Here is a 20,141-nt window from a genome sequence, read left to right as displayed (position 1 = left end):
AAAAATAAGTATATAAATTTTAAAATTCATTTATCCCCATGGATTATTTATATATTTCGAAGGTAACACATTATTTATGCTTATGGATTTTATTTTTTCATTGTTTATAAACTGTAATAATTCTCTCCCTTCACCATAAACTAAAACTCCATAGGTATTTATTCCATTCTTTTGTACATAATCCAAAGCATTTGTATAATATCCTACTACTATGTCACTGTTATGATCTAATGCTTTAACAGCCTTTTTCCTATCATTCATATATTTTAATAATGAAGTGAAATGCTTAGTGTATGCTTCCTTCATATTATTATAATCTTTCTTCTTATTATCTGCATCCGTCCAATCCATCATTTCTAAATATGGATATTTTTTTCTGTCAGCTTTATCAGCACTATCTGATCCATTGTTTAAATTAGGGTTAAATCCAAATAAACGATTAACAGTTTTTCCTTCACTTTCAGTACGCACTCCTACCCATTTGAAACTTAATTTATTATATTTTTTTCTTAATTCATCAAACTCTTTTATAGTTAAATCCTTTTGAAAAATTACAGATGCAGAAATGTAAGAAACAGGATTAAGTTCATTAATATGATGTTTAACTTCTTGGTTTCCATATTTAACAATTTCATCCTCAATAGCATTTGGTTCCTTAATACTATAAAATCCAGAGGAATACCATGGAGAACAGTATTCAAAACTTTCCATTCTACTATTTCTCTTTATTTTAATATTAATATACTTTGTTTCACGATTAAATGAATTTCTTCGTTCAATAAATATATTATATACCCCAAAGCCTAAACTCTCTGAACCTACCCCATCTACTTCATAACCTGGAAAATTTAATTCTGTAAAAACTTTTGCATCAAAATATAAGTCCTCATTATATTTACCTATTGTTTTTTCACCAGGATTATAATAAAAATTATTTAAAATAGGAGAAACTATATAAAAGATAGTAAATAAAATTGAAAATACAACAGAAACAGTGTAAACTATTACTTTGCGTAATTTTTTGTTTACTTTGTTTTTAATAAAATTTGTTTCATTTTTTAAATTGTCCTCTAAAATATTATTTTCAAAGTCTATATCATAACTTTTAGACAAATATTCCTTTACGGCTTCATGTTTATTTATTTCTTCTTCTATTAATTTAATTTCTTCTGGAGATGCATTTCCATCTTTATATTTATCCAATAGATCTTTAAAATTCATACTTTATGCCTCCTTTAAAACTTCCTTATAATATTTTTTATAAAGAATTTCAAATTCATCATTTTTCACATTATATTCACCCCTTTCACTTAATAAACCATATTATTTCATTTATGTTACACCTAATTATAAACCAAATTTGTATTTTTTGTAATTAATGTTATAATTAGCATACACACAATCTATAGGATAGAAATTATTCATTAAAGTAAGGGGATGAGGAATGAATGAGTCAAAACATTTATGATAATGAAACATTTTTTCAAGAATATAAAGAGTTGAGAAAGAATGTATATAATTACAACATTCTTGTGGAACAGCCAGCTATAAGAAAATTACTCCCTGATTTAAGCGGAAAAATAGTTCTTGATTTGGGTTGTGGATATGGCAACAATTGTATTGATTTTATTTCAAAGGGTGCATCTAAAGTTGTTGGAATAGACATCTCTTCTAAGATGCTGGAAATTGCAAAAAAAGAAAATATTCATGAAAATATAAAATATATCCAAATGGACATGAGTAAAATCAATATATTATCACAGAAATTTGATTTGATTTTTAGCTCTTTAGCTTTCCATTATGTAGAAGATTATAAAAAGTTAATTTGTGATATAAGGCTTTTATTAAAAGATAACGGTACATTGTTGTATTCTCAGGAACACCCTAATACAACAGCCCCTAAAAAAGGATGTGTTTGGACAAAAGACCAATTCGGAAATAAACTATATTCTAACTTATCTGATTATATGTATAGTGGGAAACGTAAAATAACATGGCTTAATGAGAAAATAGAAAAATATCATAGACCTATGTCGGAAATTATCAATACATTAATCAAAGAAAATTTTATTATAAAAGAATTAGTAGAACCAATACCTGATGAAAATGCTTTGAAAAAAAGACCTGACTTTATAGATGAGTTTCACAGAACCACCTGTGTAATAATAAAAGCTCAACTATCTCACTGATTATATAAAATTCAATAAATAGTTCTAGGGCTTTTTAGAGTTCTTCACGAATTTAGAATTTTATAAATTCACTACAACAATACAGCACTCCTGATCACAGAAAACAGGAGTGCTATGTTAACAAAATCAACATATTAGCATATTTTTTCTATATCTATATCATCCTTAAAATGTATTGTTTGAAATCCAAGTTTCTTTGCTGCTGCAATATTTGTTTCTGTATCATCAATAAAAACTGATTCCTTTGGATCAATTTTGTATCTTTCTATTAACTTATTATAAATATCTTTTTCAGGTTTTAATAATTTTTCTTTAAAGGATACAACTCCTCCATCAAAAAATTTAAAAAATTCATTTTTATTAGTAACGTCTTCAAAAGCAAGCATATGAAAATTTGATAAGTAATAAATTTTATATCCTTTATCCTTCAATTTTTTCAGATTCTCTATCATGCCTTCAATAGGTGTGAGCATTTCATACCAATTATTCATAGCTAATCTTATGAGCTTATCATTTCCATTACTCCTACTACATATATTATTTATAGCTTCTTCCTCTGTAATTACCCCTTTATCAAGCATCCCCCACTCTTTACTTAGGAATATTTCTTTAAAGATTTCCTGTACCTTTTCTTCATTATTTACCTTTTTACGTAAATATTCTATAGGATTAAAGCTTATTAATACATTTCCTAAATCAAAAATAACATTTTTAATCATATTATCCCCTCATTTATTTTATAATTCTTCTACATAAAAATAGCCTGTCTAGTTTTTATTATATCATATTAAAAACCATGTGAATAATTGGTAATTTCTTATTGGAATAAAACAGAATATATTACCACTAATTACCTCTCCATTTTTTATAATATTTATTCGATATAGAAAGTATTCTACATAAAAAAGGAGTGATCTATAATGAAATTCCAAAAAAAGATTTTTGTTACACTTATTCTAATCCTTTCATTTCTTTTACACAGTAGCTTTATTTCTGCTAAGCCTAATAAAACAGGATCTCCTCCTACTCCTCCAACCTCATTAACTTATTCTAATGTAACAGCAAATGAGGTTACTTTAAATTGGCAATCAGTATCAGGAGCAACCGGCTACAAAATATACAGAGCAACCTCAAATGATACAAACTATACTTTAATAGCTACAATTAGTAGCAACACTTATAAAAACACAGCATTATCATCTAACACAAAGTATTGGTATTTCGTTAGAGCATATAACTCTTATGGTACATCATTAGATTCCCCCCATATAAATATTACAACCTCCCAATTACCTCTAGCTTCTAAAAAAATGGTACTTGGATACACAACTTATTATTACTCTGGGGATATTTCCTCTTATAATTCAATGACAACTAATACTTCAACTTTAGATGAAATTGCTACAAATACTTATACAACAGATGCATATGGAAATATCTCTGGACTTATTCCAACTAGTCAAATAACTTATGCAAATAATAATGGCATTAAATCACTTGCTATGATAGCCAATAACTTTGATGGAAACATAGCAAAAACACTACTAGAGAGTTCATCAAATAGACAAGCGTTAATAAATAATATCTTAAACGCTTTAAAAACTAATGGCTATAAAGGTGTTAATGTGGATCTTGAAGGTGTATATTATTACGATAGAAGTTACTTAACAACTTTTATGAGTGAACTTTACAGCATTCTTCATGCCCAAAACTTCTATGTAACAATGGCTGTTCCTGCTAAAACTAGTGATAGTCCTACAGCTTCTTGGAGTGGAGCCTATGATTATGCTGCACTATCAAGTTATTCAGATCAAATTGTATTAATGACCTATGATGAACATTACCCTGGCGGAACTCCTGGTGCTATAGCTTCAGTTGGTTGGGTAGAAAATGTTATAAAATATGCACTTACAGTTATACCAAAGGAAAAAATTCTTTTAGGAACTGCAGCCTATGGGTATGATTGGTCTTCAAATGGAACAAAAGCTTATAGTATTTCAGGCATTTACAATCTAGCTTCAACTTATGGTTCTACTGTGAAATGGGATTCTGTATCTCAATCCCCTTATTTCACTTATATAGATGCTTCAGGAATAAGTCATTCTGTATGGTTTGAAAATTCCCAAAGTTTAAACTATAAATTAAACTTAGTAAATTCATATAGTTTGTCTGGCATAGCTATGTGGAGACTTGGACTTGAAAATAATGATTATTGGACAAGCATTAAAACAAAATTCAATAGATAACTTAATTCTAAATAATAAAGACAAATAATGAAAATTATTTGTCTTTATTATTTAAAGTAAATATTTTTACACATTCTTTAACGTCACTGAGCTTATTATAATCAAGTTATTTATAATATTTAATCACTTATCTTCTCGTATTCAACAACATATCTGCTGTTGGGAAGATATTTCAATATATACTTTTCTCCTTCTTTAGGACTAAAACTCCAAGGATTTCTTCTAAATTCCTTTCCACCTAATATAAAAGGATTTGATCCTCCTGCTACATAAACTTTTTCAACTTTTCCTTGGATAACTTTTGTTTTTCCTTTAATAGCATACTTCAAGTCTTTAGTAGGCTCAATCAAATGATATTTTATATAGTAAATTAATAATGGTATTAAAATTATAACTAGTATCCAGTAACCTTTATGTATTTTTTTATTTTTCAAGTTTACTATTGTATTAATAACTTTTATTAATGCTAAAATACAAATTAAAACCTGAATTATTAATATACCATAATAATAATTCATAAATTCCTCCTAAGTTATATCTTTATATAAGTTATTTTATTTTTCACTTGGTTTAATTAAATATTCCATATAAATTCTCCTTCCACAAATAAAAGCTTAATTATACTTTATTATATTGGGTGTTTTCACTAAAAATATGAAAGTAATATATTTTATGCTATAATATCCACGGTACTCCCTACTATTTTACTACCATTTTATTTACATATCAATGAAATAGAACATTGTAGCATAATTCATATTTCTATGCTATAATAAATTTAAATATTTATCATTACCCATACGATCATGTTTAAAAATTGAAAACTTTTTTGTTTGCAGGGGAACTTATTTAGTTGAGAAAGATTAACATCTGACCCTTTGAACCTGTTAGCTAATACTAACGTAGGGAGCCAAATCACCTATGTTAGTCTGCGTGATTTTTGAGTGCTTCTTAAAAGAAGCACTCTTTTTTATTTTGAAAGGAGCTGTTGTAAAATGAAAAAAGTTTTAAGTATCGCAGGCTCAGATTGTAGTGGCGGAGCAGGAATACAAGCAGATTTAAAAACATTTTCTGCTCATGGTGTTTTTGGAATGAGTATAATCGTTTCAGTTGTAGCAGAAAATACCAGCCGTGTAATAGATATACAGGATATTACACCAGATATCATCCAAAAACAAATAGACGCGGTATTTGAAGATATTGAAGTAGACGCAATAAAAGTGGGTATGCTATCTACCCCAACTTGTATGGAAGCTGTGGTAAGGAAGTTATACCAGTACAAACCACACAATATTGTAATTGATCCTGTAATGTATGCAAAAAATGGGTGTCTACTAATGGACCCTAATTCGGTGAATACCTTAATAAAAATTGTTATCCCTTGTGCCGATGTGCTTACTCCTAATATTCCTGAAGCTGAAAAAATAGCAGATATAAAAATTAATTGTATTGATGACATGAAAATAGCCGCAAAACTAATTTATGAAATGGGCTGTAAAAATGTTATTGTAAAAGGTGGCCATGCTATAGAAAATTCAGTGGATATTCTTTATGATGGAAAGCAGTTTTATACCTTTGAAACTCATCGTATAAATACTAAAAATACACACGGCACAGGATGTACCTTTTCTTCTGCTATTGCTTCAAACCTTGCACTAGGTCTTTCTATACCTAAAGCAGTAGAAGAAGCAAAAAAATATGTAACAACAGCCATTGAACATTCTCTCCCTATTGGTAAGGGAAACGGTCCTACTCATCATTTTTATGACCTATATAACAATGGATTACACAAAGGAAATACTAAAAATTAGCCTTGATAAAATTTTTGTTGGAAGGAGAATATAATTTTGGATAATTTTAAAGCAGCAATTTTTGATTTAGATGGAACATTACTTAACTCAATGGATGTATGGGAAAAGATAGATATAAATTTTCTCACTAAAAGAGGATTGTCCGTTCCTAATGGCTATATAAATGAAATTTGTGCCCGTAGTTTTCAAGAAGCAGCTGAATATACAATTGACCTATTTGGACTAAATGAAAAGGTTGAGGATATAATTGCTGAGTGGAACGACATGGCTATACATGAATACAGCTATAATGTTCAACTAAAACTATACGCAAAAGAATATTTACTTAAATTAAAGTCTTTAGATGTAAAACTGGCAATTGCCACAGGCCTACCAAGTGTTCTTTATACCCCTGCCCTACAAAGTAACGGTATCCTCCAATTGTTTGATACAATATGTTCTACAGATGAGGTTAAACGTGGGAAAGAATATCCAGATGTTTTTCTATTAGCAGCCGAAAGACTAAGTGTACCTCCAAAAGATTGCATCGTTTTTGAAGATGTAGCTCCCGCTGTAGAAAGCTCCAAAAAAGCAGGTATGAAAGTTTACGGAGTATATGATAAATATTGTGAAATATATAGGACAGATATTATAAATATTGCTGATGGCTATTTATATGATTTTTGTAATGCTCCTATTCCACAAAATAAGTGAGGTGAAAATAATGGGAGAATTTTGGGATTTATATAATAAAAATAGAGAAAAAACAAATTTGAAACATCAAAGAGGAGATCCTATTTCTCTGGGACTTTATCATGTTGTAGTAAGTATATGGATAAAAAGCGATGATGGGAACTATCTTATGTCACAAAGACATCCAAATAAAACCTATCCAGAATGTTGGGAATGTACTGGCGGCTCTGTTTTATCAGGAGAAACAAGTTTACAAGGAGCACTTCGTGAAGTTAAAGAAGAATTGGGTATTACCCTTGAAGAAAGCTCAGGGCAACTAATCCATAGTAAACGTCGAGAAGCAACCCAAGATTTTTACGATGTGTGGCTGTTCCATTCAAATGCCACATTATCTGATTTGGTATTGCAAAAAGAAGAAGTTATCAATGCAAAATGGATGTCAAAACATGAAATAAAAAATCTTTTTAATAATGGTGAATTACATCCTTTGTTGAATTATTTTCCATGGAATTAATATCTTCTCTAATTATTTTCCAAAGTATTCCAAATAAATCCCCCTATAACCTATAATATATTGCTATAAAATAAACAAAGCTAATATATTGTAAATTAGTTTTATTATTACTTAACACAAATATTAGTAACATTCTAATATACTTTTCATACTATATCAGTAGACAAGCTATGCTTGTTAACTTAATAGGGGGAATTTGCTATGATTGCAAACAATACTAGAAACTGTAACAATACTGAAGATAGTCAATCCCATGTACACGAATATTTAGGTAGTACAATGATTGCTCAAAAAAATCAAGATCCTCACAATCATCGCTTTGCTGGAGTAACTAGCGAAGCTATACCATGTGGTGATAGTCATGTTCATCAACTTCTAGGCAATTCAGATTTTTATGAAGATCATCATCATGAAGTTGGAGCTACAACTGGACCAGCTATCCCTGTTGGTAATGGTAGACATGTACACTTTGTCTGTGGAACTACCACTTTTGATGATGGCCACGTACACCAATTCATCTTTGCTACACTAATTGAAGATCCTATTGGTGGCTAATTATATTATATGAAGCCGTTAATTATAACGGCTTCATTCAATTAAATTATTTTAATTTTAAAGAGTTTTTTCAACATTTTTTAATGCTGAAATAAGTGCGTTCATACATTCTTCAATATCGCTGTTACTAGACTTATTATTGCCAAGCTCAATAAGAACCGCATTATTAGACAAATCTTGATTATAATACAATATTCCTTCATTACGTAATAATATTTCACATTTAACAGAGTTTGATTTATTTATCTCTTTTAATAAACTCTCAGCAAATTTTTTATTGGATTCATAGCATGGGTTCTTTTTAGTAAGCACTATTAGCATTCTTTTAGGATTCAACTTATGATCTCCAGATATATCTCTATGTATATCTAATAAAATTATATCTTCATATTTTTTTATATTTTTTGTTATTGCATCACGTGAAACCTCATATGCTTTCATATACTCCTTTGGTGGATCACATTTTATAAAGCTGCTATTTAACCCCTCATTATTAAGCCTATGGCTAATTAAAGCAGATATATCTGTTATTTTCTTACCAAAATCATATTCTTCATCAGCATGAGTATTATATATTACTATGTTATGCAAAGGTTTATCTATGTTCTTTTTTTCATTTAATTCCTTACTACTATTATTTTTTGTTTTATTCAAGGCAACATTACTTTTATCATTTGGGCTTTTAGCATTGGATTTTACCCTTAAATCGGAAAAATTGTACCATATTAAAATTCCTAAAATAAAAAATATAGCTATAATTATTATATTTTTATAAGCTTTTTTCATATTTTTTCACTTCCCTTCAACATAATTATATTAAAAACAAATTATATTATACTGAAGAGAAGTGAAATATTTATAATCTAATTACTATTTTCTTCCCTTAATTAAGAACAAAGAATAATTAATTTTTTCACCTTCAACAATTTTTTCATCATAAAAAAAAGTATTTGATTGTACATCCTTAAAACCTGCACTAATTAAAATGTTTTTAAATTCATCTTGATTAAACCCATTATGTCCATGAAAATCCGGATATTTTTTATGGAATTTGCCGTCATCTTCATCTAAATCTACTATACACAAATATCCATCCTCATTAAGTAATTCATAAAACTTACTTATAATAGCTTCAATATCATGAATATGATGTAATACCATAGAACTATATATAACATCAAATTTTTTATTTAATGAATCTTCATCCGTTATATCCAAACAATAAGGAAACATATTATCTATTTTAGATTTATCAATTTTAGATTTCACTATATCTATCATTCCTTTTGATGAGTCAATAAGAGTAATACTTTTAAATTTATTATAAAGATTAAAACTTACAAGACCTGTACCACATCCAAACTCCATAGCAGAATAATTATTTCCAATGTTAATTGAATTACTTATTTCATTTGCTATTATTTTTGCCCTATTAATTCTTTTATCAGTGTCCCAATTTTTAGCACTATCATCAAAATTCATTTATAAATCTCCCCTTATCCATAATTTTAAGATTACAACACTTCTAATTATTCTTTAACTTTTTAAATTTATAATCTTATTGCCTCTTTTATATTTAGATAATATATAATTAAATTAATGTTTCTCTTTTATCCCATTATTACTGATTTATTTATTAAAATAAAAATTTTTATATTAAAAAAAGCCATAAGAGAAAACTCTTATAGCTTTGATTAAATACTATCTATCGTATCTTCTGTTGTTGTTCTGTTGCTTTCTAGCTCTTCTGCAATCAGCACATCTTGTTGGTTCATTTTCGAATCCTTTTTCTTTGTAGAAAGCCTGTTCTCCTTCAGTGAAAACAAATTCCTTACCACAATCTCTGCATACTAAATTCTTATCCATAAATAATTCCTCCATCTTAAAGATATAGGTTGACTAACTAATCTCTAAAAGGAGAAAGTTATAATCTACTCAATCTTTATTTTTTTATTTTGTATTACTACTCAATTAGAATATCACATATTTAAATAATATGCAAGCATATTCTAATATTTAATTTACTTTGTAGTATTTCCTTTTTGGTTGTTAACTTGATGCTTTTGATTTGAATCCTTTGATTCTGAACGCTTTTTATTCCCTTTTTTAGCCATACATATCACTCCCTTCTATAGATATTCTTTGCAAGAAAATAAAATTAATTCATAGTTATATGTGTTTTTCATTATTTGTCACATGTTGTTTTAAGTGTATTTTCAATTAAAAATTTTTTTACTATTATAAGTATCATATTATAAAAAAACAGCATAAAATATGCAAAAATAATTTAAAATGTTGAGTTATGGTCATACCAATATTTACTGACAAATGATTTTTACCAAAAAAAATATTGCAAAAAACTATTGATTTATATATAAATATGCTTTATTATTTAATGAATTATTATTTTCATATTATATGGGGGTGGTTTCATTATCATGGAAAAAGAAAAAATCAATCGAGAAAGTTTTTCTGGTACACTGGCGGTTTTCTTTGCTACATTGGGGTCCGCTGTAGGTTTGGGTAACATATGGAAATTTCCATATGTGGTAGGTAAGAATGGTGGGGCAGCATTTATATTGGTTTATCTTATTTGTGTAGCATTTGTTGGCATACCTGTTATGGTAAGTGAATTCTATATAGGTAGAAAAACCCATAAAAATGTTATGGGTGCCTTAAAAGAATTAACACCTAATCCTCTTTGGAAAACCATAGGTGTCTTTGGCATTCTTACTGCATATTTTATTATGTTTTATTATTCTTGCGTTGCTGGATGGGTTTATTCCTATATATTTAAAGCTTTAAAAGGGGATTTTACAAATGTAACTGCTGATTCTGCTAGTACACTATTTGGCAAAACAGTAGTTGGTCCATGGCCTCCACTTGTATGGCAGTTTATTGCTATGGCTGTAGTTTCATTAATTCTTATTAAAGGCGTAGAAAAAGGTATTGAAAGAGTTACTAAAACACTCATTCCTGTATTATTTGTACTAATAATTGTATGTGGTATTAGAGCATTAACTCTTCCTGGAGCTTCTGAGGGACTAAAATTTTTATTTAAGGTTGATTTCTCTCAAATAACTCCTGGTGCAATATTAGCTGCAATGGGACTGGCCTTTTTTAAACTTTCTCTTGGCATGGGAACTATGGTAACCTATGGTAGCTATTTCACAAAAGATACCAATTTGATTTCTACATCAGCTAAAGTAGCTGTTGCTGACACAATAGTATCCTTGCTTGCAGGTATTGCTATATTTCCTACAGTATTCTCCTTTGGTATGAAACCTGAAGCTGGTCCTGGATTATTGTTCATGACTATACCATTAGTATTTTCAAAGTTACCTTTTGGTAATATTCTTTTAGTAGCTTTCTTTTTCTTAACTGCAATTGCAGCTACTACAGCTATGATATCTATAGTGGAGGTACTAATTGCCTACTTTACTGAAGAAAAAGGATTTAAAAGAAGTTCTGCTGTAATAATTAACGCTATCATAATATTATTAATGGGTTCTTTAGCAACATTATCTGCTGATAAGGCAAGTGTTTTAGGTAATTTATCAGTATTCTTTGGTAAAGGCTTCTTTGATACTTTTGATTTTATATCATCAAATATATTAATGCCTATTGGAGGACTTTTAATAGCTTTATTTGTAGGATATATTGTTAAAAAACAATCTTTAATTAATGAACTAAGTAATAATGAAAATCTTAAAAATATAGGACTTATTACAACTTTCAAATATGTATTGATGGGCATAACCCCAATATTATTGATAATAGTATTTTTAAGTTCACTAAATATTATAAAATTTTAATATCTTTCATTTATTGAAAACTTATTTATAATTTTTCAATATAATTAGGAACCTTATTTAAAATGCACTTCCAATGTTATATGTATACAATATTGGAAGTGCATTTTATATTCTCAGCTTCTTTTAGATTACCATTATAATTATATTGAATTCAAAAAAGTAATAGTAAAAGTGGTTCCTTCTTTTTCCTTACTTTTTACTTCTATCATTCCTTCATGTCCCTCTACTATAGATTTTGAAAGAGCTAATCCAATTCCAACAGATTCTGTATTTTTGCTTCTTTTTCCCTTATAAAATCTTTTAAATATATTGGGAATATCCTCTTTTGATATTCCTTCCCCGCTGTCCTGTACAATAACTCTAACACATACTGGAGTTCTTTCCGTAAATACTGTTACACTTCCACCATTATCTGTATGTTCTAGTGCATTTTTAATAATATTTATAAAGCACTCACTAAGCCAATTAGGATCATGTTTCATTATAATTTTTGAATTTCTATTTTTAAAAACAAGATTTATGCTTTCGTTCTCTGCCTTAACTGCTAATGTTTCTACTGCCTCTTCTACGGTTTTATTTATATCATAAACTTCCTTTTCAAATTTAATAACTCCTGCATCCAATTTTGCCAGCTTAAGTAAGCTTTTTACCAACCATTCTATTCTATTCAACTGATTCCCACTACTTTTTAAAAACTCTTTTCTCTTTTCTTCATCTAATTTTCTCTCTAAAAGTATATCATTATATATTATTAAAGAGGCTATAGGAGTTTTTAGCTGATGTGAAATATCTGATAATGTATCTACCAAAAACTGTTTTTCCTTTTGAACTGCTCCAAGATTATTTTTCATAATTATCCTCATATTATTAAAAGCATGTGCTAGCTTTGCAAAGGTTCCTTCTGCATTTTCATAAATTCCAATATCAAAATTATATTCTAATATATTTTGTGCTCCTATAATGAGTTTCTCAAGTCTTTTATAAATTATTTTATATTGGATACAATTCCCCACAAAAGCCACAGTAGAAAAACAAATTATTAGTATTAATATCCAATTTAAAACTGTAGTATAACTCTTTTTCATAGCTGGAATAAATTCAATGTTTAAACTTTCATTATAGCCATATTCATCTAGTATTTTTTTCCCTTGCTCTATGCTTTTTTCATTAGCTCCTTTAGTTACTAAAGGAATTATTTCATCCTTTAGCTGAGGATGATTTTTAACTAATTCTCCTACTATTGCTGTATTACTTTCTATATAACTTATTCTCATCTGCTCATAACCTTTATTTATAACAAAAAAAGAACAACTTAATGTTATAAAAGCTAAAATCAATATAATGGCTGAACTTCTTTTAAGTTCTGGATTACTAAAATATTTAAACATAATATGTTACCCCTTTTGCACTTCTGAATTCCAAATATATCCTAAACCTCTTTTTGTAATTATATATTCAGGACTTGATGAGTCATGTTCTATCTTTTCTCTAACTCTTTTTATGTATACAGAAAGAGTATTAGTATCAAAATATGAACCTGCTCCTTCTATTAATTTATCTAATATTTCTTCCCTACTCATTATTTTGTTAGGATTTGTCATAAATATTAAAAGAAGTTTATATTCCTGGGAAGAAAGAACTATTTCTATGCCATTTTTTTCAACCTTTGCATTTTCAGTATATAACACTATGTCACCACATTTAAATATATTTTCCCTTACAGATTTCTTTTCAAATCTTCTTTGTATAGCTTTTATCCTTGAAATAAGTTCTCTTACTCTAAAAGGCTTTGTTATATAGTCGTCCCCTCCTATATCTAAACCTAAAACCACATTTACCTCATCGTCGCAAGCAGTTAAAAATATTATAGGAACCTCACTTTTCTCTCTTATATGTTTACATACATCATATCCACTTCCATCTGGCAACATTACATCTAATAAAACTATATTAAATTCTTCTTTATTAAAAGCTTTTATGGCATCTTGTACACATGCACATCTAGTAACATCATATCCTTCATCCTTAAGTGTAAACTCTATCCCTAAAGCTAATGCTTCATCATCTTCTAAAAGAAGTATTTTATTCATATTGTAAAACCTCCCACCAAATCTATTTGTAGAATTATTATAACATAATTAAATCCATTACATAAAAAATAGTACAGCAATTTCCGGTTGACATTTTATGTTTATTAACGAACTAAAGCTTACCCTTAAGGTAAGCCTTCATCCTTTGCTACTTATTCTTTATTATTTATCATTTGCCCTCTACTCTTCTCCTCTTATTACCTCAACAATATTTTCTTTCTTAATTTTATTTAATGGTTTTACTGCTGAAATTAAACTTACTAATATTGCTATTAAAGCTGCACTGCCTATATGAGACCAAGGTATCGTCCATTTAAAACTTTTCAAACTTCTAAAGTTATAAGAATTCAAATATGACAGTACTGTTCCAATTATTCCACCATAAATACATCCATATAAAGCATACAAAATACTTTCTGTTAAAATCATTGATCGTATATTTTTATAGGTCATTCCTAATGCACTTAATGATGCAATTTCTTTTCTTCTCAAAATTAAATTAGTTGTAATAGTATTAATTATATTAACTACGCCTATTAGAGAAATTACTGCTATAAATCCATACATTAAAATTTGAATTTGGAGAATACTTGTTCTTCCTTCTTCATTTAGTTTTATAGTATTTATAATACTTACTCCACTATTATCTCCTAATGGCTGAATCCACTTTTGAAATTCCTGCTCTGCTTTTTCACTATTTAATACTATTTCTGCAGAAGCATAAGGAATTTTTTCTATATCTCTTCCACATATATTTTTAAATACATCCTTTGGAACTATTATTTGTAGTTGCTGTCCATTAGCAATAGATCTATATGGTGCATTGTCTACTACTGCCCCTACTTTAACCTTTATCATATTTTCTTTATTAAAATTAGTTATCTTATTATTAATTTTTTGATTATCTTTATTAGCTATTAAGGCATTTCTATAAATATAGAAACTGTCCCCTGGTTTCAAACTTGTAAGAGGACCTTCATACATTCCTTTCTTTCCTCTTATTAAATTATCTTTTACAATTATAATTTCATTGTCTTTAACCATTTTTTCTTTATTTATTTTTCCAGCTGTTACATAACTTTTAGTCCTATCGAGCTTAATGTCATCATAAATATCAAATGCTGTATTTAATACCATCATTTCTTCAGATTCAAATTTAGTCTTTGAGTATATATCAGGTACAATGCTTTCTGGCTCTTTTTCCTTTTTATCCTCTGAAATTAATGCTTTTGATATGTAATTTTGACGATTAGTAATTACTTCTTTTACTTCCTTATTGTTTTTTATTTTATTTATTATATCTTCTGTTAAAGAACTGTTATCTTTTTTATCTAATACACCCATTAAGAAAAAGTGAGCATTATCACTTTCCGTTTTTTTAGCTGTAAAATTCATAGTCATATTTGTAAATGAAGAGAAAAATATGAATAATGTTATGCTAATTACTATTGAAAACACTGTTATATTAAATCTCTTTTTATTTCTCTTTATATTTTTAAATGCCATTAAACTATTGATATTTAAGAATTTTTTAAATATCCTACCTCTATTTTTTCTTATTTTTTCCTTCACAATAGAATTTCTACTGCTAATAGCTACCAATGGAGATATTTTTCCTGCAAATCTTGCTGGTATTAATGCTGATACATATATAGATACTAATCCTACTAATGCACTTATAGCTAAAATTGTGTAAGATATATCCACATTCATTTGCGCAAATGCCGAATTTGACATCATTTTAAATATCTGAGCTACTACAAATATTGCAAAGACACCTGACAAAATCCCCATCGGTATTCCAACTAAACTCATTACAGTAGCTTCTCTTAAAACTATGCTTCTAATTTGCCTTGGAGTAGCACCTACAGCTCTTAAAAGACCAAATTGTTTTATTCTTTCAACAACACTAATTTGAAAAGAATTATATATAACCGCCACTGTGGCAATAACTACTATAGCAATTACAAATGCAGCTATAGAATATAATGCTTCATTAATGCTTTTATTTTCTCCCTCTCCTAAAAGTCTTATATAGTCTTCATTGGTCCCTACTTTTTTAAATGTTTTTTTCAACTCTTTAATTGTATCAGAAATATCGGCTTTTTTAGATATAGTCATATATATTGTAGCTTTATTCATATTAAATTTATCTGAATAAATTATTCCTTTAGATATTCCTCTATACTGATCATAAGCATCGTTTTTAATAAATCCTGTTAATTTAAATTCTTTTGTACTTCCATCTGAAAGTTTTAGTTTTATATTTTCTCCTATTTTGGGTGAATTATCCATATAATTTAATACCCAATTTTCCAAAGCTATTTCTCCTTCTGCTTTAGGAAGATTTCCTTCTACTGCTTTATAAGGTAAAAGTTCTAATGCGTTTTTATTAAATTTTATAAATTCTATACCCTTTGAGTTTTTTAAAGAAACTTTATTCCAGTCTTCTTTAAGTCCTATCTTTTCTATTTTAGGATTGTCATTAATTTTACTGTAATCTTTATCATTAATATCAGTAATTGATACATGAAAGGAACCATAACTCCTTATGGCATCCTGAATATAAGTATTTTGCATACTTTTTATAAATAATCCTATAGACGTAATAAGTGCTACAGAAAGTATTATTCCGCAAATTGTTAGAATACTTCTTTTTTTGTTATGCTTTAAATATTTATTAGTTATATCTTTATAGCTATTCATAACTATTTATCCTCCTACCTTATTCTTTCATCAGATTTGATTTGTCCATCTACTATGGTTATTACCCTGTCTGCCTGTTCTGCTATATTTATGTCATGAGTTATAACTATAAGTGTTTGATTATACTTTTTAGATGAAAGTCTTAAAAGCTCCATTACTTCTTTGCTATTTTTACTATCTAAATTTCCTGTAGGTTCATCTGCAAGAATTATAGCTGGTTTATTTATTAGAGCTCTTCCAATAGAAACCCTCTGTTGTTGTCCTCCTGATAATTCTGATGGAAGGTGATTTATTCTTTCTTTTAAACCTAGCATACTTATTACTTCTTCTAAGTAATCTTTGTCCACCTTTTCTTTATCTAGTAAAGCTGGAAGTCCTATATTTTCTTCTACATCTAGCACTGGTATCAAATTAAAAAATTGAAATACAAAGCCAATGTTTCTTCTTCTAAATATAGCTAACTTTTCTTCATTTAATTTATATATATTCTCTCCATCTAAATAAACTTTTCCGGAACTTGGTCTATCAAGCCCCCCTAATGCATGAAGCAAAGTACTTTTTCCCGAACCAGATGCCCCTATTATGGCAGTAAATTCTCCTCTATTAATAGAAAATGATACATCCTTTAGTGCTTCTACTTTGTTATTACCTTCACCATAAATTTTTGATAAATTTTCAACTTTTAATATTTCCATTTTTCTTACCTCTCTTTATTTTAAAATTAAACCGTAATTTTATAATTTATCCGATAGCTACGCTCCTGGATAAGTTCTTCTAAGGTTCAGATGGAGAGAGTAGTTCTCTTAAGCAAACTCCACCTGAACCTTAGAATCACTTGATAACTCATTGCTCATCTAAACTATGCTTCTATTATATTTTTTCACCACAGTTAAAACAATAACTCACATCTTACATATAAAAAACTTATCTTACAATTTTGTAATAGTTAAAATAACTCATTTACAAACCTATCTGCTAATTTTTAAAAGATAAGAATATTAATGTAGATAGTTATGGGATAAATATAAAGAATTTATAAAGTAATACTCATTATAGAAAAATTCAATTATAATGGAAATAGCTTAAAAGGAGGAGATAATTTTGATCTCAATGGAAGTCAAAAATCTAGTTAAAAACTTTGGAAAAACTGAGGCACTTAAAGGTATATCTTTTAAACTAAATGCTGGAGAAATCACTATTCTAGCAGGACCTAATGGTGCAGGTAAAACTACAACTATAAAATGCATACTATCTCTTTTAAGAAAAAATGAAGGTGATGTATTTATATTTGGTAAAAGTATAAAAGATAAATATGTACGAGAAAAATTAGCCTATATGCCAGAAACTCCTGACATATATCCATATCTTACAGTTTGGGAACACTTAAAATTTATAGCATTAGCTTATAAACTAAATAACTGGGAAAACAAAGCTTATGAAACACTAAAGACTTTTAATATTTTAGATAAAAAAAATACTTTAGGCAAAAATTTATCTAAAGGAATGAAACAAAAATTATCTATTTCTATGGGACTTTTACATAATCCAGATATATTTTTAATAGACGAGCCTTTTGTAGGACTTGATCCTAAGGGAATTAAAGATTTAAAATCTATTTTAAGTTTACTTAGAGATGAAGGTAAAACTATACTTATAAGTACACATATTCTGTCTTCTGTAGAAGAGATAAGTGATAATATTGTAATAATGAAAGAAGGTAAAGTTCTAGCTCATGGGACAAAAGAAGATTTACAAAATATGATTAATTCAAAAGAAAAAATGTCCTTAGAAGATATATTCTTAGATATTTCAAGTAGATAAAAACGAACTTAATTTAAAGACTTTGGAGGGAAGAACTTATTATGTTTAAAGACTTTACAACCCTTTCTTATATAAAAATTGCTCAAATAAAAAATAAAATTAAATATTTTTTAACCAATCCAATAACAGCTCTTAGAGAACTGGAAAATCTTATTCTTCCTATTATATTTATTTTATTAGATATGATAAGAAGAAATAATAAAAAAAGCTTTATTAATTTTTCTAATTTGAATATAGATTTAATTGGAGTATTAATTATAGCCATACTTTTTATAATTACTTTACATGTTTTATTAAAAGCATCCTCTAATTATAAACCAATGGACTTTGCTATACAGGATGTTCATTACTTATTTCCTTCGCCTATAGGCGAGAAATCACTTTGGATATTTTCTATAGTTTCAGGTACTCTCCAATTTATATTAAACTATTTCTTCTATGTAATTTTAATATGGATTGTATTATTTAGATCCCTAAGTTTAAGTATTCCAAAATTATTTTTTAGTCTAATTGGGGTATCAATAATTGTATTATTTTTCAAATGCTTAAACTTTTTAATTTACTCTATAAAAATTAGATTTAATGCTAACAAAATAGTAAGGAGAATGTGTGTATTTCTTAATATATTTATAATAATATATTTAGGAATAACCTTTTGGTTTACTGCCTCTAAATCATTTTTACATACTATTAATATTTTAAGTGCTAAAACCCCATTACTATGCTGGATGAAAAACATAATAATATATCCATTAAGTAAGGAAGGTTTTCCTTTAATAGATTTTATTTTAATTTTATTCTTAACAGTTCTAATATTTATATTTACTATCATTCTTGCTGTGGACTACTACGAAGTAGTTAGTGAAAATATAGAATTAAAAAATTTAAATATAGATGAAAGAAGCTTAGACCAAATTATTATTGAAGACTCTATGCCAAAAGATAACGATGAATTAATAACTCCAGTAAAAGAAAACTTTTTTCATAAAATAAAAGGCGAAGGAGCTTTTTTATATAAAAATTCTATATTAAGTAAAAGAAATGGATCACTAAAAAGACATTTTATTATATGTTCAGTATTAACCTTAATTTCTTTTATAGGGGGATATTATTTAAGAACTTATCCAAATAGAGATAACATTTACGCAGTAATGCTTATAATGTGCCTTTCTATGTCCCTTGGAATTAATCCTGTTTCTTCAATTAAATATGAGCTTAGTAAAACATATATTTATTTACTACCTGGAAGTGTAAAAAAGAAGCTTCTATATATAATTTTTCACAATTATACATTTTCTATATTTATATTGATGAGTATAATACTTCCTATTGGGTTAACTAGTAAAGAATACTTTCTTACATCACTTATATATTTAATAGCTTTAATAATAGTTAACTTAGCTAAAGGTCTTTCAAAAATAATAGTACATTTTTTCATTCCAGTAGATGATAAAGGAAATGGTGGAATTTTAGAAGGTATTATACAATACATTATTTTCTTCCTTCCTATAATACCGGGACTTATTATATATATTAAATTTAGACTTATGAATATTGCATTTTTATGTATAAATATTTTAGCATTTATTCTATTAATTTTTATATTATTTATAAGTGAAAAACTATTTCATTATATAGAATTAAAATAACTTAATAAGACATGAATTTAATATAATCTGTAATCGAAATATATATAATGCATAAAATAATTATATATATGTT

The 20,141-nt window shown here is 27.6% G+C and carries 19 protein-coding genes and 1 riboswitch; of the genes, 9 read left to right on the top strand and 10 right to left on the bottom strand.

What is annotated here, in order from left to right:
• Positions 1-30 precede the first annotated feature (30 nt).
• Positions 31-1,221 carry an anti sigma factor C-terminal domain-containing protein gene (locus T514_RS0102755; RefSeq protein ID WP_027623382.1) on the bottom strand — a complete coding sequence of 397 codons (1,191 nt, stop codon included), beginning with the start codon at positions 1,219-1,221 and terminating at the stop codon, positions 31-33.
• 227 nt (positions 1,222-1,448) lie between these two features.
• Between T514_RS0102755 and T514_RS0102750 the strand changes: the two genes are divergently transcribed.
• Positions 1,449-2,189, top strand: coding sequence for a class I SAM-dependent methyltransferase (locus tag T514_RS0102750; protein WP_027623381.1), 741 nt, complete (start codon positions 1,449-1,451; stop codon positions 2,187-2,189).
• 134 nt (positions 2,190-2,323) lie between these two features.
• Here T514_RS0102750 and T514_RS0102745 read toward each other — a convergent pair whose 3' ends face one another.
• Positions 2,324-2,908, bottom strand: coding sequence for an HAD family hydrolase (locus tag T514_RS0102745; protein ID WP_027623380.1), 585 nt, complete (start codon positions 2,906-2,908; stop codon positions 2,324-2,326).
• A 201-nt stretch (positions 2,909-3,109) separates the two neighbouring features.
• Here T514_RS0102745 and T514_RS0102740 point away from each other — a divergent pair, with 201 nt between their 5' ends.
• A complete protein-coding gene (locus T514_RS0102740; RefSeq protein ID WP_027623379.1) occupies positions 3,110-4,435 on the top strand; it encodes a glycosyl hydrolase family 18 protein in 1,326 nt (441 codons plus the stop codon).
• Positions 4,436-4,554: 119 nt separating this feature from the next.
• Here the strand turns inward: T514_RS0102740 and T514_RS0102735 are convergent, their stop codons facing one another.
• On the bottom strand, positions 4,555-4,953 hold the full coding sequence (locus T514_RS0102735) for a hypothetical protein (RefSeq protein WP_027623378.1): 399 nt from the start codon (positions 4,951-4,953) through the stop codon (positions 4,555-4,557).
• Positions 4,954-5,262: 309 nt separating this feature from the next.
• Positions 5,263-5,361: riboswitch (TPP riboswitch) on the top strand.
• A 69-nt stretch (positions 5,362-5,430) separates the two neighbouring features.
• On the opposite strand from T514_RS0102735, the gene thiD reads away from it, so the two are divergent.
• The 4 genes from thiD (at position 5,431) to T514_RS0102715 (ending at position 7,987) form a co-directional block, all read left to right on the top strand.
• Complete coding sequence (thiD, locus tag T514_RS0102730) at positions 5,431-6,246, top strand: bifunctional hydroxymethylpyrimidine kinase/phosphomethylpyrimidine kinase (protein WP_027623377.1); 816 nt, start codon at positions 5,431-5,433, stop codon at positions 6,244-6,246.
• A 36-nt stretch (positions 6,247-6,282) separates the two neighbouring features.
• Positions 6,283-6,939 (top strand): HAD family hydrolase, encoded by a 657-nt coding sequence (locus T514_RS0102725; RefSeq protein WP_479723125.1) that lies wholly within the window; start codon positions 6,283-6,285, stop codon positions 6,937-6,939.
• Between the two features lie 10 nt (positions 6,940-6,949).
• Positions 6,950-7,432, top strand: coding sequence for an NUDIX hydrolase (locus T514_RS0102720; protein WP_027623375.1), 483 nt, complete (start codon positions 6,950-6,952; stop codon positions 7,430-7,432).
• A 201-nt stretch (positions 7,433-7,633) separates the two neighbouring features.
• Complete coding sequence (locus tag T514_RS0102715; RefSeq protein ID WP_051541721.1) at positions 7,634-7,987, top strand: YmaF family protein; 354 nt, start codon at positions 7,634-7,636, stop codon at positions 7,985-7,987.
• Positions 7,988-8,044: 57 nt separating this feature from the next.
• Here the strand turns inward: T514_RS0102715 and T514_RS23725 are convergent, their stop codons facing one another.
• The 3 genes from T514_RS23725 to T514_RS0102700 form a co-directional block, all read right to left on the bottom strand.
• A complete protein-coding gene (locus tag T514_RS23725; protein ID WP_051541718.1) occupies positions 8,045-8,773 on the bottom strand; it encodes a stage II sporulation protein P in 729 nt (242 codons plus the stop codon).
• Positions 8,774-8,857: 84 nt separating this feature from the next.
• Positions 8,858-9,469, bottom strand: a complete 612-nt coding sequence (locus tag T514_RS0102705) for a class I SAM-dependent DNA methyltransferase (protein ID WP_027623373.1) — start codon at positions 9,467-9,469, stop codon at positions 8,858-8,860.
• 219 nt (positions 9,470-9,688) lie between these two features.
• Complete coding sequence (locus tag T514_RS0102700) at positions 9,689-9,853, bottom strand: zinc-ribbon domain-containing protein (protein WP_027623372.1); 165 nt, start codon at positions 9,851-9,853, stop codon at positions 9,689-9,691.
• Positions 9,854-10,425: 572 nt separating this feature from the next.
• On the opposite strand from T514_RS0102700, the gene T514_RS0102690 reads away from it, so the two are divergent.
• On the top strand, positions 10,426-11,802 hold the full coding sequence (locus T514_RS0102690) for a sodium-dependent transporter (protein ID WP_027623371.1): 1,377 nt from the start codon (positions 10,426-10,428) through the stop codon (positions 11,800-11,802).
• Positions 11,803-11,942: 140 nt separating this feature from the next.
• Here T514_RS0102690 and T514_RS0102685 read toward each other — a convergent pair whose 3' ends face one another.
• From T514_RS0102685 to T514_RS0102670, 4 genes are all read right to left on the bottom strand, one after another.
• Positions 11,943-13,190: a sensor histidine kinase gene (locus T514_RS0102685; RefSeq protein WP_027623370.1), complete on the bottom strand. Its 1,248-nt coding sequence runs from the start codon at positions 13,188-13,190 to the stop codon at positions 11,943-11,945.
• 6 nt (positions 13,191-13,196) lie between these two features.
• Positions 13,197-13,892, bottom strand: coding sequence for a response regulator transcription factor (locus T514_RS0102680; protein WP_027623369.1), 696 nt, complete (start codon positions 13,890-13,892; stop codon positions 13,197-13,199).
• 180 nt (positions 13,893-14,072) lie between these two features.
• Positions 14,073-16,598 carry an ABC transporter permease gene (locus tag T514_RS0102675; protein WP_027623368.1) on the bottom strand — a complete coding sequence of 842 codons (2,526 nt, stop codon included), beginning with the start codon at positions 16,596-16,598 and terminating at the stop codon, positions 14,073-14,075.
• A 14-nt stretch (positions 16,599-16,612) separates the two neighbouring features.
• Positions 16,613-17,293, bottom strand: a complete 681-nt coding sequence (locus T514_RS0102670) for an ABC transporter ATP-binding protein (protein ID WP_027623367.1) — start codon at positions 17,291-17,293, stop codon at positions 16,613-16,615.
• 415 nt (positions 17,294-17,708) lie between these two features.
• Between T514_RS0102670 and T514_RS0102665 the strand changes: the two genes are divergently transcribed.
• Both T514_RS0102665 and T514_RS0102660 read left to right on the top strand, forming a co-directional pair.
• Positions 17,709-18,419, top strand: coding sequence for an ABC transporter ATP-binding protein (locus T514_RS0102665; RefSeq protein ID WP_034868071.1), 711 nt, complete (start codon positions 17,709-17,711; stop codon positions 18,417-18,419).
• Positions 18,420-18,460: 41 nt separating this feature from the next.
• Positions 18,461-20,068: a putative ABC exporter domain-containing protein gene (locus T514_RS0102660; protein WP_027623365.1), complete on the top strand. Its 1,608-nt coding sequence runs from the start codon at positions 18,461-18,463 to the stop codon at positions 20,066-20,068.
• Positions 20,069-20,141: the final 73 nt, after the last annotated feature.

Source organism: Clostridium lundense DSM 17049 (assembly GCF_000619945.1).
Classification (GTDB): Bacteria; Bacillota; Clostridia; order Clostridiales; family Clostridiaceae; genus Clostridium_AO; species Clostridium_AO lundense.
Note: the sequence above shows the minus strand (reverse complement) of the source record. Positions and strands in the feature narration are given on the sequence as shown.